Below are 15,032 nucleotides of genomic sequence, written 5' to 3' on the forward strand. Positions count from 1 at the left end.
AGATGGAAACAAAAACGGAGGCCGCTGGCCTCCGTTTTTTATGGCGGGTTTATACGATCAGAACGGGGCATTTGCTGTGTGAAGCAATCCGGTGGGACACGCTGCCGAGCACCAGGCCATCCCTGTCGCTGTTTGTGCCATGGGAGCCAGTCACTATCAGATCAGCTTCCTTGTCCTGGGCAAAGGCCACAATGGTTTTGGATGGCTTACCGCCTTTGACGAACCCCCGAACTGAGTCCGCGCCCTGGGCCTTGGCGAACTCCTTGGCGTGGTTGACCACTTCCCGTGCGTATTCTGAGAGAATCTTGTCCGGGATATCCATACCCGCTGGCCGGTCGATGGACAGGGATGCCTCAAACAGGCTGTGATGCTTGTAGACGCACAACAGATAGATTTCAGCGCCGGTCAGTTTCTGCAGCTCCACCGCTTTTCCCAACGCTTTGAGTGCGTTCTTGGAGCCGTCCACAGCAACCAGGATCCTGTTGAACATGGCTTTCTCCTTGAGCGATTCCGGTCAGCACCCTCGCTAATCCCGGAAGGCAAGATCACGCAGGAACAGGGCAATGTCCGGGAATGCAATGATCAGCCCTGCTGCAGCGACCAGCATGAAAATAAATGGAGGCGTGCCCCGGATAACCTCAAGATAGGGGCGCTTGAATATGGCTATGGCGGTGAATATGTCACAGCCAAACGGCGGCGTGGCCGAACCAATGGCCACCTGCAAGGTAATCAGAACGCCCACCAGTACCGGGTCCAGCCCGGTCGATTCTATGGCGGGTGCGAAGATCGGTGTCAGTACCAGGATTACTACAATCGGGTCCACGAACATACAGGCGATAAAGAACGCCACGCAGATGGCGATCAATACGCCGACCGGGCCTGCCTCGTTAACGCCAACGGCCGACAGGATGGCCTGGGGGATCTGGGCAAATGAAATGATCCAGGAAAATCCGTTGCCCACGGCCACCAGAATAAACACCACCGCCGTGATCAGACCTGTGGATTTGGCAATCTTGTAAACGTCAGCGAGTTTCAGGGAGCGGAATACCACGAATTCCAGCAGGAAGGCGTAGAGCACGCACACAGCCGCAGCCTCGGTCGGGCTGAAAATGCCCCCGTAGATACCGCCAACGATTATGACCGGGAAAAACAGCGGCCAGGTGGCCTCCCGCACCGCGACCGCCCGCTGACCCCAGCTGGCCTTCTCCTCGGTGGGAACGTTGTTCCTGTAGGCGTAAATGAGACAGTAGATAGAGAACATGAACAGGATCAGAATGCCCGGTCCGATACCGGCGATGAACAGCTCGGCGATAGATGTTTCGGAAATAACCCCGTAAATGATCATGCCGATACTGGGGGGAATCAGGAAGGCAATGTCACTGGCGTTGATAATCAGGGCCAGGGTGAACGGATCGGAATAACCGGCCTTGAGCATTTTCGGCCGAAGCGGGGAGCCCACGGCAACCACCGTTGCCTGGGTAGAGCCGGAAACTGCGCCAAACAGCGTACAGGAGGTGGCGGTACTGATGGCCAGGCCACCTTTCACATGGCCGATGAAGGCCATCACCATATTGATCAGGCGATCGGCCGACTGGCCCCGGGTCATGATGTCTGCCGCCAGTATGAACATGGGGACGGCAATCAGGGAGGCGGGTCGAATACCGCCCATCATTTGCTGGACAAAGGTCCCCATCTGGCTAAAGCCATCAAACATCATCACGAAGCCGTAGATTGCACCGGCTATCAGGGGAACCATCATCGGGAAGCCCAGTAGCAGCAGCCCGATCATGATCAGCATCATTATGGTGGCCATGGTTTTGTTTCCTTACCTGATATGAGCTGCTGGGTTTTACAGAACTTCCGTTTCAGTGTCGCTATAGCCATCTTTTACACCGGTGGACAGGTACACATCCTTGCTGGTGAGGTTTTTGATGGCGGTCAGGAGATACTGGATGCCGGTAATCGCAAAGCCGATGGGCGCCCAGACGTAAATCATCCAGATTTCGATGCCAAGCGCCGGCAGAATCCGGCCCCGGCCATACAGGGTTTCGATGTACTGGTATGAGTAGTAGCAGAGGAAGAACATCACCGCCGAGGTGAACAGGGCAATAAAGATCATCAGCGCCTTGCGCGCCTTGTGCGGCAGAGCATCGTAAACGGCAGACATGCGAATATGGCGGCCGTGACGGGCTGCGTAGCCGATGCCAGCGAAGGTGATCAGTATGATGAGAATCCGGTTAATTTCACCGGAGAAAAACAACCCTTCCCCAAACACATAGCGGGCGATCACGTTTACGCAGGTGTTGATGGCCATCAGGATCACGCCGAGGGCCAACATGACGGCCTCTATTTTGCTGATCCAGGTGTCGATGGTACCCAGGAAACCGGGCAAGCCCGACTGGTAGCCGCTCGTATCGTCCGTGAGATCCGGGGAATTCTCGGCCATGGAATGCTCTCCAGAACTTGCTGCCCCGAACGGAAGGCCAGGCCCCCGTGGGGTGTGGTTGAAGCTAGACTCCGTCAGCGAGTGCTGACGGAGTCGATGGGCTCAGATTACTCGCTCTGAACTTCTTCAAGGTCTTCCTTGAACTGGTTGAGCAGTTCCTCGCCGCTGTCACCGGTCATTTCGATAAACTTCTCTTCGACCTGCGGAGCGCGCTCCTTGAAGGCTTCGATCTGTTCATCGCTCAGGCGAGTAACGGTGACGTCGTCTGAAGCTTCCTGGATCTTGGCGAGGGATTCGTCCGCCAGACCATCGATGTGCTGGATGATCTCTTCGAAAGCGAAATCCGCTGCGTCCTGAACCAGCTTCTTGTCTTCGTCGGACAGGCCGTCGTAGAAGCTCTTGTTGGCCATCATGGCGGTGGTGAACCAGCCGTGCTTGGTGAAGACCAGGTTCGGAGACACTTCATACAGGCCGCCGGACTCGATCCAGAAGATCGGGTTTTCCTGACCCTGGATCATGTTGGTCTGCAGGGCACCGTATACTTCACCCCAAGGCAGCGGGGTGGGTGTGGCTCCAAAGGCTGCGTAGGTTTCGGACAGCAGCGGGTTGGTCATCACCCGGATCTTCTTGTTGTTGAAGTCGGCAGGCTCGGTGACCGGCTCATCCACGGTAACCACCATTTCGCCTTCCGGGTACATCTTCAGCAGTTCCAGGCCCTTGTCGGCGTAAAGAGCCGGGAAGTCCTCGTTGATCGCTTCACTGGTGCGGAAGAACTCAACAACGGTCTCCATGTCCGTCGGCATCAGGTAAGGAATGAAGAAGATCTGTGCTTCCGGAATCAGCGAACCGGTAAAACCAGGCGACTGGTTGACGAAGTTCAGGATGCCCGCCTGGGTTTGCTCCATGATGTCATCGGATTCGCCCAGTTCACCAAAGCGGAACACCTGAAGGGTATGGTCTGAATTCTCTTCGATGTATTCCTTGAATTTGTATGCGTAAACGTCCTGAACGTCACCCTCGTATTCTTCGTGGGCATAACGCCAGTTGGCTGCGTTAGCCGAATTAACCGCGGTCATAGCCGCAAATGCGAAAGCGGAAATTCCGGCCAGTTTTCTGAATTTGCTCATCCTACTCATCGGGTTTTCTCCGTTCCTTTTGTGTCTGAGTTTTATTGTTCCGTTATTTAAGATTGGCAAAGCGTAAACGTTTTCGCAAGAAATTGGCCAAATTAGTCAAGGTGTTACCGAGTTTATGAACCGCTTGTAAGCTGCTGAAAAGCGACGCTGTCTCACACTGCAAGGCATTTCCCGAGGAAGCTTCGGAATTCACTGGCTACCCGCTCCACACTGTTTTCAAGGCGATGTCCGTCAGGCAACACCAGCACCGGCAGTCTCTGGTCCCGGGCGAGTTCCAGAACCGGCATCACCGGAATCACATCGTCCTCCCAGCCAAGGATGATCTGTGTGAAGGTCGCCTGGATCTGTGGGCTGGATTGCGGGTACTGAGGCAGCGCGAGGGCTGGGGCCAGCAGGAAACAGCCGAGCACCGGCGTCTGGCTGCTGGTGTGAGCACAGACCCAGCCGCCCATGCTGGAGCCTGCCAGGATGGTGCGTGCAGGCACGGCGCCGGCTTCGGACATCGCCTCTGCCATTTGCCGGAATCGAACTTCCGGGTCTTTGGAGCTTCGATGGTCAATGGCTGTGGCCGTCACCCCGGGAAAAGCGTCGGCAACGTCTTTCATCGCCTGAATCTTGGTGCTGCCTGGGCCGCTTTCCAGGCCGTGGGACAGGAAAACGTGGAACTCTGGGGCTGTCATGGTCAATACCCTGTGTGAACCTGAGGGGAAGTTTAGCTATGGTGTCCGGCTTCGTGCCTGGATGTCCAGCCACTGACCTATGCTGTGTTCTTGTGTTTAACGAGGTATTTCGAGCTGATTCATGCGCTTGATTCTGAGCCGAAAGGGTTTTGATTCCTCCGCCGGTGGCTGCCCCAGCCCGGTCATGCCGGACGGTAGTCTGTGTGTTTTACCCATACCCGATGCCCGGTCCGGTATCCGTTATGGCGATATTCGGGCCGGTGAACGAACGCTGGGCAGGCTGGTTCATGATTTGAGCGGCGGGCGAGTTCGTGGTGGTCATGGTGCCCATCTGGACCCGGATATCGTGGCGCCGGCCTATCCCCGGCTATCCGGCTGGCGGCCTGTGCTGGGTCAGGCGGGCTCCGCCCAGGGCCACTTGCGCAACCAGGGGGTGGGCGAAGGCGATCTGTTCCTGTTTTTCGGGGTGTTTCGCCAAGCAGAAGTCCGGAGCAGGCGTTGGCGGTTTGTGCCGGGCACCCGGCCATTTCATGCGATCTGGGGATGGTTGCACATTGGCGAGGTGGTGCCGGTAAGCAGTGAGACACCGGACCGCCTGCCGTGGGTCGCCTATCACCCGCACCTGCAAGGACACGGGGATGGGACCGATACGCTCTATCTGGCTTCGGACGGAGTCCGGGTGTCCGGGCAGGGCGGCGTCTATCCGGGCAGCGGCGCTTTCCCAATGCTTGAAGAGTCACTGGTACTGACCGATCCAGACGGGCGTTTGCCCACTCAGTGGCGTCTTCCTGAAGCCTTCTTCCCGGGCCCGGACCGGGCTCCGTTGAGTTATCACATGAAAGGCGATCGGTGGCACCATGAATCGCCCTGGTGTTACCTCTCCTGTGCCGCTCGCGGCCAGGAATTCGTGCTGGACCTGGACCACTACGCTGATTTGCTGCCCTGGATCGATGGGCTGCTTGCAGGGAGGGGATGATAGCCGGCCAGCGCGACTGGATTCGTACCGGGGCCGGTGAAACCTTGTAAGATGGTCAGTAGCACTCATTGATGCCTAAGCGGAGGCCATGGATATGCAATCCAACGGGTTTTATGAGCACGACGCCGCACTTGCACAATATCTGGAGTTCCACTTTGGTGAACTCTGGCACGGCGAGCCGAACTTCCCGAAGGAGCTGGCGGATGCGGCTCTGGAGGCGATGGATGGACGGTACTCTGGGCGGGCCCTGGATATCGGCTGTGCCTGCGGGCGCACCAGTTTCGAGCTGGCCAGAGTGTTCGATCACGTCGATGGTATTGATTACTCCAACCGGTTTGTCCAGGCCTGCAAGGAAATGGCCACCCACAAGGTGATCCGCTACGCCCGCCCCGAAGAAGGCGAGCTGGTTACCCATCAGGAGCGCACGCTGGAACACCTGGGGCTGGAACAAACTCCGAAACGGGTGGTTTTCCACCAGGGCGATGCCTGTGATCTGCCACCCCAGTTCAAGGACTACGACCTTGTTCTGGCCGGCAATCTCATTGATCGCCTGTACGATCCGGCCAGATTCCTGACCACCATCCATGAGCGCCTCACCCACGATGGCCTGCTGGTCATTGCTTCACCCTACACCTGGCTTGAGGAATACACGCCCCGGGAGTCCTGGGTGGGCGGTTTCCTGAAAGATGGCCAGCCGTACGGCACGCTCGATGGCCTGCGGGATACGCTGGCACCGAATTTTCGTCTGCTTGGGCAGCCCCGCAGTCTGCCGTTCGTGATTCGCGAAACCCGTAACAAATTCCAGCACAGTTTTTCCGAACTGACGGTCTGGCAGCGGGTGGACGTCTAGCGCTTAAAACGTTGGTGACCACGCTACACTGAATTCGGCGCGGCATGGTTGTTGCTGCCGACAGTTCAGGGATGGATTTCAGAGAGCATCATGCACCATCAATACGCATATCAATTGGGGGCACGTACCTGGAGGTTCCGGAATCTGGCGGATTTAATGGCCAAAGCCACGCCAGCCCGTTCCGGAGACAGGCTCGCGGGCGTGGCCGCCAGTTCGGACGAAGAGCGGGTGGTCGCCCAGATGAAGCTGGCGGAGTTACCCCTGAGCGTGTTTCTGAACGAAGCACTGGTACCGTATGAGCAGGACGAGGTCACCCGGCTGATCCTGGATGAGCATGACGCCTCGGCCTTTAGTGCAGTATCCCACCTGACGGTGGGAGATTTTCGGAACTGGCTGCTCAGCGATCAGGCGTCTTCGGAAGCGCTGGAGGCACTCCGCCCCGGCCTTACCCCGGAAATGTTGGCGGCCGTCAGCAAGCTGATGCGCAACCAGGACCTGATCCTTGTGGCCCGGAAGTGCCAGGTGACGACAGCCTTCCGAAGTACCATCGGTTTGCCGGGTCGGTTCTCCACCCGCCTTCAGCCCAACCACCCAACCGATGATCTCACCGGCATCGCGGCGAGCATTCTGGATGGGCTTTTGTACGGCAGTGGTGATGCCGTCATCGGCATCAACCCGGCGACCGACAATCTGAGCCAGGCGAGCCGATTACTCAAGATGCTGGATGAGGTGATTCAGGAATACGACATTCCCACCCAGTCCTGTGTGCTGACCCATGTCACCAACACCCTGGAGGCCATTGAGCAGGGTGCGCCGGTCGACCTGGTGTTCCAGTCCATCGGCGGCACAGAGGCCACCAATCGCAGCTTCGGTTTTAATCTCAAAAACCTGGCTGAAGCCCGGGACGCGGCGCTGGCCCTGAACCGGGGAACGGTGGGTAACAACGTCATGTACTTTGAAACCGGGCAGGGCAGCGCGTTATCGGCCAATGCCCATCATGGACTGGACCAGCAAACCTGTGAGGCCCGGGCCTACGCGGTGGCACGCAAGTTCGACCCGTTGCTGGTGAATACGGTGGTGGGCTTTATCGGCCCGGAATACCTGTTTGATGGCAAGGAGATTATCCGGGCAGGACTTGAGGACCACTTCTGCGGCAAGCTGCTGGGCCTGCCCATGGGCTGCGACATCTGCTACACCAACCACGCCGAGGCCGACCAGAATGATATGGATAACCTGCTCACCCTGCTGGGTGTAGCGGGCTGTAACTTCATCATGGGGGTGCCGGGGGCGGACGACATCATGCTCAATTACCAGGCTACCTCCTTTCACGATGCCCTTTATGTGCGGCGGGCCCTTGGCCTGAAGCCGGCACCGGAGTTCGAGCAGTGGCTGGCGAAAATGAACATTTTCAGGGATGTGAGTAGGTCTGAGCCGAGTGCGGTCATGCCGTCCGTATTCCGTGATCGACTCAAGGCGCTGCCAGGGGAGATTGCCAGTGAGTGAAGCGAAAACTCCGGTCGTCGCCAATCACTGGCGAGCGCTCAGACGTTTTACCGACGCCCGTATTGGCCTGGGGCGGGCGGGTGTCAGCCTGCCCACCCCGGAGCTTCTCGCCTTTCAACTGGCTCACGCACGGGCCCGGGATGCGGTGCACCTGCCGCTGGATGTTGCTGGTTTGATGGCGAACCTGACACCTGCCATTGAGAAGCACCTTCCGGAACCACCCATTATCCTTGAAAGCTGCGCCGGAGATCGGTTCACCTATCTGCAGCGACCGGACCTTGGTCGGCAACTGAGTGACGAGAGCCGGGCCCGGCTACCGTCAGCGAGCTTGGATGAACCAGTGGACCTGGCCATTGTGATTGTCGATGGCCTGTCGTCCGTGGGTGTGCAGAACACGGCGCCTTCTATGGTCGGCGGACTTTTGAACGCGCTTGAACAGGATGATCACGACTGGAAACTGGCCCTACTGACCGTGGTGGAGCAAGGGCGGGTGGCCATCGGAGATGAAATCGGCGAGCGGCTCAATGCCCGCATGGTCGTAGTGCTGATTGGCGAGCGTCCGGGTTTGAGTTCGCCAGACAGTCTGGGGATCTACCTCACCTTCGGACCGGAAGCCGGGCTGACTGATGAACGCCGCAACTGCATATCCAATGTGCGGCCCGGAGGGCTGCCTGTGGAGGAAGCCAGCAGACGCCTGCTTTATCTGATGCGGGAAGCCCGTCGCCTGAAGTTAACGGGCGTGGGGCTAAAGGACAGAACGGAAGATACGGTGATCGAAGGTGGTGGGGCCAACAAGAATTTCCTGACTCGCTGACCTGGAAACGGACCTGGATTCCCGTCTCAGAAGGGCAGTCCTTCCATCTGCCGGCGCTGGCGTTGTTGTGTCAGCAGGACATTAACGACCGCGAGGGTGACGAAAAGAGCAATGCCTTTGGGCACCATGGCGTGAACTTCCGGGTTCGGGGCGGTTACGGCGGTGATCAGCACCATGCCGAGGGTGTTGCGAGCCAGGCGCACCATTAATGTCGCACCCAACAGGCCGGATTGCAGAGCGGTTTCAGCCGAACGAAAGCAGCGGCCCATAGCGGGCATCAGGTGCACGGTGTTAATCAGCAGAGCGATAAAGATCAGAGCTTGGGCGATGTTGAATAACGGCATGGGACCTCTGTTCGAAATTTAAACGGCTGTTTAAAAATTGGCCGCGATTATCCGGAGTTGGTTAAAAATAATCCAGTTCGATTTCGTAACACGAGATGCCGTTCGCGGGCTAACCTGTAACTCCCTCACGCCTGCCTGAAAACCAAAAACTATTGCTGCAGTTAGAAATTCTTACTGTCAGCCCTTCGCATCCGTTGCTACAAATAAGTTTACACAAACACGAAGTGTCGCGAGTACAGATTGCGTTTCGTGGTAGAGCGCGTTGTCCTGCCAGCGATTTAACGAACGTGGTCTATCTTGGTATTTGCCTCATCCATAGCAGCAGAACCGGAGAAAGACATGAGTTCAACAACAAATCAGCCGGGCGCTGGAAAATGCCCCGTTATGCATGGCGCCATGACGAAACTCGACAGCGAAGGTATGTCGAATCGTGACTGGTGGCCGAACCAGCTCAACCTGAACATTCTTCACCAGCACGCCCCCAAATCGAATCCACTGGGGGGTGACTTCAATTACACCGAGGAATTCAAAAAACTGGACCTGGCCGCGGTCAAAAAAGACCTGGCGGATCTGATGACCGATTCCAAGGACTGGTGGCCTGCGGATTACGGACACTATGGACCGTTCTTTATTCGCATGACCTGGCACAGCGCCGGTACCTACCGGATCGGCGATGGTCGCGGTGGCGCTGGCACCGGCAATCAGCGCTTTGCCCCCATCAACAGCTGGCCGGACAACGGAAACCTCGACAAAGCCCGTCGCCTGCTGTGGCCGATCAAGAAAAAGTACGGCAACAAGCTTTCCTGGGCGGACCTGTTCATTCTGACGGGCAACGTGGCCATGGAGACCATGGGCTTCAAGACCTTTGGCTTTGCCGGAGGCCGTGCGGACATCTATCAGCCGGAAGAAGACATCTACTGGGGCGCTGAAGAAGAATGGCTGGCCACCAGTGATAAGGCCAATAGCCGCTATTCTGGTGAGCGTGATCTGGAGAACCCGCTGGCCGCGGTTCAGATGGGTCTGATCTATGTGAATCCGCAGGGCCCCGATGACAATCCGGATCCCCTGTTGTCCGCTCACGATATCCGTGAAACCTTTGCCCGGATGGCCATGGACGATTACGAGACCGTGGCCTTGACCGCCGGTGGCCACACCTTCGGAAAAACCCACGGCGCCGGCGACGCGGCCCTGGTGGGTCCGGAGCCCGAGGCTGCGCCCATCGAAGAAATGGGCCTGGGCTGGCGTAGCAGTCATGGCAGCGGCAAGGGCCGGGATGCCATTACCAGTGGTCTCGAAGGCGCTTGGACTGCCAATCCGATCCAATGGGACATGGGCTACTTCGATGTGCTCTTCAAGTACGACTGGGAACTCACCAAGAGCCCCGCGGGAGCACATCAGTGGAAGCCGGTTGGCCTGACCGAAAGTGACATGGCACCGGATCCGGAAGATCCTTCCAAGAAAGTGCCGATCATGATGTCCACCGCTGATATGGCCATGCGTGAGGACCCGGACTATCGGAAGATCTCAGAGCATTTCCGGGATAATCCGGAGGAGTTTGCGGATGCCTTTGCCCGGGCCTGGTTCAAGCTGACCCACCGGGATATGGGCCCGAAGAGCCGCTATCTTGGCCCGGAAGTGCCGAACGAAGATTTGATCTGGCAGGACCCTGTGCCTGAGGTGGACCACGAGCTGATCACCCACCAGGACGCCGAGGACCTTAAGAGCAAGATTCTCGATTCGGGTCTGTCTGTATCTGAACTGGTGTACACCGCCTGGTCGTCTGCCTCCACCTTCCGGGGATCTGACATGCGCGGCGGTGCCAATGGCGCCCGCATTCGTCTGGCGCCACAGAAGGACTGGGAGGTGAACCAGCCTCAGCAACTTGCGAGGGTTCTGCAGACACTGGAGGGCATTCAGTCCGACTTCAACGGCCAGTCCGGTGACAAGCAAGTCTCCATGGCAGACCTGATCGTTCTGGCGGGTTGTGCCGCGGTTGGAAAGGCCGCCAAGGATGCCGGGCATTCCGTTACAGTACCTTTCGCGCCGGGCCGCACCGACGCGACGGATGAGCAGACCGATGCAGATTCCTTCGAATACCTGCGCCCGGAAGCGGATGGTTTCCGGAATTACCGCCGCACCAAGTTCACCGTATCCGACGAGGAAATGCTGGTGGATCGGGCCCAGTTGCTGGGCTTGAGTGCTCCGGAGATGACGGTGCTGGTGGGCGGCCTGCGTGTGCTGAACGCCAACTATCAGCATGGTCAGCACGGCGTGTTCACCAAAACACCGGGCCAGCTGACGAACGACTTCTTCGTCAACCTTACAGATCTCGATACCGAGTGGAAGCCGAGCTCCGATGACGAGGACGTCTTCGAAGGCCGGGATCGTAACACCGGTGAGGTGAAGTGGACCGGTACAAGGGTGGACCTGATCTTTGGGTCCAACTCGCAGCTCCGTGCGCTGGCGGAGGTGTATGCCCAGGATGATGCCAAGGAGAAGTTCGTTAATGACTTCGTGGCTGCCTGGACCAAGGTGATGAATGCGGATCGGTTTGACATCTGAAACTAGGAGGAAAGAAAGCCGCCCTACGGGGCGGCTTTTTTACTGTGTTCGTAACTCCAAGTCTCGGACCACACTGTTCGCGTAATTGTCCTGAGGGTATAGCGACTGCATCCGACGCGCATAGCCCAGGGCTTTTTCCAGCTGCCCCTGCTCAATGAGAATGTGGATTGCAGCCTGCAGCAGGCCATAGTCATCCGGATGCTGCTTCAGGGATTTCGCCAGAACGTTCTCGGCGTCCTGCCAGCGTTTCTCCTGCCCCAATACCAGCGCGTGGTTGTAGCCGATCCTGGGATTATCCGGATTCAGCTCCGCTGCCTGCTCGAATCGCCTGAGCGCTGCCGGAGTGTTTCCCTGCTCCACCAGCACCAGCGCCAAGAGGTAGGTGAGGTGGCCTCGGTCCGTATCCGGAATTTCAGGTCTGTCCGCACCGGCCTTGAGGGTCTCCACTGCAAGGGGAAGATCACCCTGTTCGCTGGCCATGGTTGCCAGATTGACTCGGGCCGGGGTGAAGGTTGGATCCAGTGCAAGGGCCTGCTGGTAATGCTTCGAAGCTTCCGCATATCGCCCGGCCTGGTGCAGATAGGTGGCGTAATGAAATCGACTGCCGGGTAATGCGGCAAGGCTTGCCAGTCGGTTCTCGTAGTCTGCCTGGAACGCAGTGATCTCTTGCTGTTCGATCTCTGACCTACCTTCCAGGTCCACTCCGGCCAGCGCTCTCCATGCCTGATCCCGAACGGCTCTTGGTTGCGCCTGATCGAGCAGTTTGAGAAGAAAACTTTCGTTGCCTTCCGGAGATAGCTGGGTGAAGGCTCCGGCCGCGTAGGCCCGAACCAGAGGCTCTTTAGCCAACAGACCGGAGCGGAGCGGTGATACTGCTTGCGGGCCGAAACTGGCCAGATGCTCAGCCGCCGTGGCGCGGGCAATGGCGGGCGTGCTGCGATCCCGGACCAGCCCGGCGAGCCGGCCGAAGGCACTCTGCTCCGCTCGCCGAAAAGCGCTCAGATCGGACGCAAAATGGTCTGAGAGCTTGCTGTCTGGATACCAGGTTTCCACCGTTTCCAGTGCCCACAGGGCATCTTTGTTCTGATGGCAGTCGTTGCAGGCGTTCGGTGCCCCGGTCGATAGCGTCAGGTCTGGCCTTGGAATGCGGAAACTGTGATCCCGGCGCGGGTCCACCACCATGTAAGTTTTCTCGGGCATATGACAGTTCACGCACTGGGCACCGGGCGAGCCGGCCGGGTGATGGTGGTGGTTCGGTGTATCGTAGTTTTTTAGCTGAAGCTGGGGAAAGCGCTCCGAGGGTGCCTCGTTATGGCATTGCAGGCACAAGCCGTTTCCTTCAACCAGTCGTTTGCCTGAGTGTGGGTCGTGGCAATCCAGGCAGGTGACACCGGCCGCGCTCATTTTGCTCTGGATAAAGGAACCGTAAACGTAGACCTCGCCCAGAATCTGGCCATCCGGGTGGTAGAGGTCCGGGCGCAATACGGCGGGCAGTGCTTTGTCGAGGTAAGCCTCCTGAGCTTGCTGGCCGTCTTTCAGCGGTGAGCGTCGGCTGTGGCAGTAGGCGCAGGTTTCGACAACTTCGCCGGGTTCCATGGAAGGGAAGTCGACCAGTAATTTCATCTCACTGGTGGAGTACGAGGCGCCAGGTTCGGGTGACAATCCTTTTGCCCACTCCACATGCTGTTGGCCGGGGCCGTGGCAGCCCTGGCAACCCACATTCTGTTCCTGCCAGGTGGTGGCGAAGGTGTCTGAATCCGGGTCGTAGTCCATGGTCAGGAATGTGGAGTGGCAGTCCGCGCACATGGCATTCCAGTTCTGGTAGCGACCGGTCCAGTGAAGCGGATCGTCCGGGGCAAAGGCCTGGCCCGGATAAAGCGAAAACCAGCGTTGGCCACCTTCAGCTTCTGAACGGCTGTCCCAAGCAATGGTGAGCGCCTGAAGGCGGCCACCTGGCATTTCAACCAGGTATTGCTGGAGCGGGTAGTGGCCGAAGGTGTAACTGATTGGGAAGTTTTCCGGGCCATCCTTTCCCTCGATGTTTACCCAGTACTGATCGCCTCTTTGAAAAAAAGAGGCCTGCACCGAGCCGTCATCAAACTCCACATCATCGAAATCACCGAGGACGGAGGCGTTGTTGGCGGGCTGCATCGCCCAGGCATGATCAGAGTGGCGCCAGCTCTCCTGCTGGGTTTGGTGGCACTGTGCGCAGGATTCGGTGGGGGCATACCCAAGATCTTCGGTGGACAGAGAGGGGGACTTTGCGCTGAGGGCATAGGAGGGCAGCGACAGCCCCAACAGGGCAAGGAGACAGGCTTGAATAAGCTTCATTGTGTTGCCACCGGACGTCCTTTTCAGTTGCAGAGGCGATCGTGCTTTTTCGTAGCCCTCAGACTACAACCTTATGGGGATTTTGTCCTGTGGGTTATGACGATGATGGAAGGTAGGGGTTCAACTGGTTCCGTGTTGAACCCCTATCCTTTCAGGCCGCTTCGGTAGTTAGCCGCCGCAGGTGCCTGTCAGGCTGTTGATCCATGCGCCGATGAGAGCTACGCCTTCGGTGTGGACCAGAGAACGACCGATTTCTGGCATCCGGTCGCCAGGCTCATCCGAATTCATGCGGAAATGCATAATGGATGAATTGGCATCGCCCGGCACGATATCAAAGCTCAAAGTGCCACCACCGTAAGCCACTGGGCGTTTACATACCCCGTGAGCTGTTTTGTTGGTTTCAAAATCACGCCAGAACTCCAGGTTCAAACCGGTGTTGCTGGCGCCACCCTCAGGACGATGGCAATGAGCACAGTTCGTATCGAGGTAGCCTTTAGCCAGATCCAGCAGTTCGGCATCGGTTTTACTGTCCAATCCCTGTTCGTCCCCATCCTTGTATGCAGGGATCTGTGGCACGCTGTTCATATCGGCGGGCAGTCCTGCCAGGATGCCTGCGTCACTCCAGTAAGTCAGCTGATTCAGCGTTCCGTCTTCGTAGTCAAAGTTGCCGTTCAGGCTACGTGCTTTAGGCCCAATTGGTGTGATCTTGCTGACCGAGCTGTTCGAGTCCTCCTTGAACTGGTGGCACTGCTTGCACTGATTGGCGTCCGGTACACGATAGGTGAAATCGAATTGGCTGCCGTTGTGGGTGATGGAGCGCTCGCTTGCGTCGCCTGCCAGGGCAAGCGTTGCTTTGGTGCCTGCATCGTTCCATACGTAAGGTAGTGCTATCCAGCCATTTTCACGGTGTATCAGCAGTCGAGTTTCAATGAGAGTCTCGTTTTCATAACCTCTGTGAGCGGTGTCTGCTGGTAGGGCAAAGGTTTTGGTGATGACTGTGCCAACGGGGAAATCAAACGCTTCGTTTTCGCTGTACTGCGCCTGCTCGCCTTCCGGCACAAAAACAAACCGGTATTTGGTGGCGTAATCGGTAAACAGTGGGGTATTCAGGTCAAATGGAATGCCTGTCCCGTTAGGATTCGCGGTTGGGTTTGCGTCGTTCGCAAACAGACGATAACTGGACAAGGATGTGCAGTTTTCGCTGGCCAGCGCCTGCTGGTTGATCGTACCAGTCGTGCTCTCGCAGGCAGACTGAGTGGTGCCGGTATCGGTGTTGTCATTGGTGTCGGTGCTGGAACCGCCGCCTCCACCCCCGCCGCAAGCGGTAAGGAGTGCCGCAACGGCAATACCAATGGTGGTTTTTGAAAGGTTTTCGAACTTCATGAATGAC

Annotated in this window: 13 protein-coding genes; 5 read left to right on the forward strand and 8 right to left on the reverse strand. The window is 57.8% G+C overall.

Annotation, left to right across the window (positions count from 1 at the left end; translation table 11 throughout):
- Positions 1 to 49: 49 nt before the first annotated feature.
- The 5 genes from K8I84_RS13510 to K8I84_RS13530 all read right to left on the reverse strand — a co-directional run bounded on the left by K8I84_RS13510 (position 50) and on the right by K8I84_RS13530 (position 4,262).
- A complete protein-coding gene (locus tag K8I84_RS13510) occupies positions 50 to 490 on the reverse strand; it encodes a universal stress protein (RefSeq protein ID WP_223795304.1) in 441 nt (146 codons plus the stop codon).
- A gap of 36 nt (positions 491 to 526) precedes the next feature.
- Positions 527 to 1,813: a TRAP transporter large permease gene (locus K8I84_RS13515; protein ID WP_223795305.1), complete on the reverse strand. Its 1,287-nt coding sequence runs from the start codon at positions 1,811 to 1,813 to the stop codon at positions 527 to 529.
- A gap of 36 nt (positions 1,814 to 1,849) precedes the next feature.
- Positions 1,850 to 2,446, reverse strand: coding sequence for a TRAP transporter small permease (locus K8I84_RS13520; protein WP_223795306.1), 597 nt, complete (start codon positions 2,444 to 2,446; stop codon positions 1,850 to 1,852).
- Between the two features lie 107 nt (positions 2,447 to 2,553).
- Complete coding sequence (gene dctP, locus K8I84_RS13525) at positions 2,554 to 3,582, reverse strand: TRAP transporter substrate-binding protein DctP (protein ID WP_223795307.1); 1,029 nt, start codon at positions 3,580 to 3,582, stop codon at positions 2,554 to 2,556.
- 152 nt (positions 3,583 to 3,734) lie between these two features.
- The gene (locus tag K8I84_RS13530; protein WP_223795308.1) at positions 3,735 to 4,262 is read right to left on the reverse strand and encodes a YqiA/YcfP family alpha/beta fold hydrolase; all 528 of its coding nucleotides are present in this window, start codon (positions 4,260 to 4,262) and stop codon (positions 3,735 to 3,737) included.
- Positions 4,263 to 4,383: 121 nt separating this feature from the next.
- Here K8I84_RS13530 and K8I84_RS13535 point away from each other — a divergent pair, with 121 nt between their 5' ends.
- The 4 genes from K8I84_RS13535 to eutC all read left to right on the forward strand — a co-directional run bounded on the left by K8I84_RS13535 (position 4,384) and on the right by eutC (position 8,405).
- Positions 4,384 to 5,238, forward strand: a complete 855-nt coding sequence (locus tag K8I84_RS13535; RefSeq protein ID WP_223795309.1) for a hypothetical protein — start codon at positions 4,384 to 4,386, stop codon at positions 5,236 to 5,238.
- A 94-nt stretch (positions 5,239 to 5,332) separates the two neighbouring features.
- The gene (locus tag K8I84_RS13540) at positions 5,333 to 6,088 is read left to right on the forward strand and encodes a putative 4-mercaptohistidine N1-methyltransferase (RefSeq protein ID WP_223795310.1); all 756 of its coding nucleotides are present in this window, start codon (positions 5,333 to 5,335) and stop codon (positions 6,086 to 6,088) included.
- Between the two features lie 90 nt (positions 6,089 to 6,178).
- Positions 6,179 to 7,591 (forward strand): ethanolamine ammonia-lyase subunit EutB, encoded by a 1,413-nt coding sequence (locus K8I84_RS13545; protein WP_223795311.1) that lies wholly within the window; start codon positions 6,179 to 6,181, stop codon positions 7,589 to 7,591.
- A complete protein-coding gene (eutC, locus tag K8I84_RS13550; protein ID WP_223795312.1) occupies positions 7,584 to 8,405 on the forward strand; it encodes an ethanolamine ammonia-lyase subunit EutC in 822 nt (273 codons plus the stop codon). The genes K8I84_RS13545 and eutC overlap by 8 nt, the downstream gene beginning before the upstream one ends.
- Before the next feature lie 26 nt (positions 8,406 to 8,431).
- On the opposite strand, the gene K8I84_RS13555 is transcribed toward eutC, so the two are convergent.
- The gene (locus K8I84_RS13555) at positions 8,432 to 8,749 is read right to left on the reverse strand and encodes a hypothetical protein (protein WP_223795313.1); all 318 of its coding nucleotides are present in this window, start codon (positions 8,747 to 8,749) and stop codon (positions 8,432 to 8,434) included.
- A gap of 339 nt (positions 8,750 to 9,088) precedes the next feature.
- Here K8I84_RS13555 and katG point away from each other — a divergent pair, with 339 nt between their 5' ends.
- Entirely contained in the window at positions 9,089 to 11,311 is a 2,223-nt protein-coding gene (gene katG, locus K8I84_RS13560) for a catalase/peroxidase HPI (RefSeq protein WP_263283139.1), read from the forward strand.
- A 39-nt stretch (positions 11,312 to 11,350) separates the two neighbouring features.
- On the opposite strand, the gene K8I84_RS13565 is transcribed toward katG, so the two are convergent.
- Positions 11,351 to 13,642 (reverse strand): tetratricopeptide repeat protein, encoded by a 2,292-nt coding sequence (locus K8I84_RS13565; protein WP_223795314.1) that lies wholly within the window; start codon positions 13,640 to 13,642, stop codon positions 11,351 to 11,353.
- 168 nt (positions 13,643 to 13,810) lie between these two features.
- Positions 13,811 to 15,025 carry an SO2930 family diheme c-type cytochrome gene (locus K8I84_RS13570; RefSeq protein WP_223795315.1) on the reverse strand — a complete coding sequence of 405 codons (1,215 nt, stop codon included), beginning with the start codon at positions 15,023 to 15,025 and terminating at the stop codon, positions 13,811 to 13,813.
- Between the last annotated feature and the right edge of the window lie 7 nt (positions 15,026 to 15,032).

The sequence above is a fragment of the Marinobacter sp. F4216 genome (assembly GCF_019931195.1).
Lineage (GTDB): Bacteria > Pseudomonadota > Gammaproteobacteria > Pseudomonadales > Oleiphilaceae > Marinobacter > Marinobacter suaedae.

Coding starts and splice junctions, on each gene's coding strand:
- K8I84_RS13510 (WP_223795304.1), bottom strand. CDS start 490: ATGTTCAACAGGATCCTGGTTGCTGTGGACGGCTCCAAGAACGCACTC.
- K8I84_RS13515 (WP_223795305.1), bottom strand. CDS start 1,813: ATGGCCACCATAATGATGCTGATCATGATCGGGCTGCTGCTACTGGGC.
- K8I84_RS13520 (WP_223795306.1), bottom strand. CDS start 2,446: ATGGCCGAGAATTCCCCGGATCTCACGGACGATACGAGCGGCTACCAG.
- dctP (WP_223795307.1), bottom strand. CDS start 3,582: ATGAGTAGGATGAGCAAATTCAGAAAACTGGCCGGAATTTCCGCTTTC.
- K8I84_RS13530 (WP_223795308.1), bottom strand. CDS start 4,262: ATGACAGCCCCAGAGTTCCACGTTTTCCTGTCCCACGGCCTGGAAAGC.
- K8I84_RS13535 (WP_223795309.1), top strand. CDS start 4,384: ATGCGCTTGATTCTGAGCCGAAAGGGTTTTGATTCCTCCGCCGGTGGC.
- K8I84_RS13540 (WP_223795310.1), top strand. CDS start 5,333: ATGCAATCCAACGGGTTTTATGAGCACGACGCCGCACTTGCACAATAT.
- K8I84_RS13545 (WP_223795311.1), top strand. CDS start 6,179: ATGCACCATCAATACGCATATCAATTGGGGGCACGTACCTGGAGGTTC.
- K8I84_RS13555 (WP_223795313.1), bottom strand. CDS start 8,749: ATGCCGTTATTCAACATCGCCCAAGCTCTGATCTTTATCGCTCTGCTG.
- katG (WP_263283139.1), top strand. CDS start 9,089: ATGAGTTCAACAACAAATCAGCCGGGCGCTGGAAAATGCCCCGTTATG.
- K8I84_RS13565 (WP_223795314.1), bottom strand. CDS start 13,642: ATGAAGCTTATTCAAGCCTGTCTCCTTGCCCTGTTGGGGCTGTCGCTG.
- K8I84_RS13570 (WP_223795315.1), bottom strand. CDS start 15,025: ATGAAGTTCGAAAACCTTTCAAAAACCACCATTGGTATTGCCGTTGCG.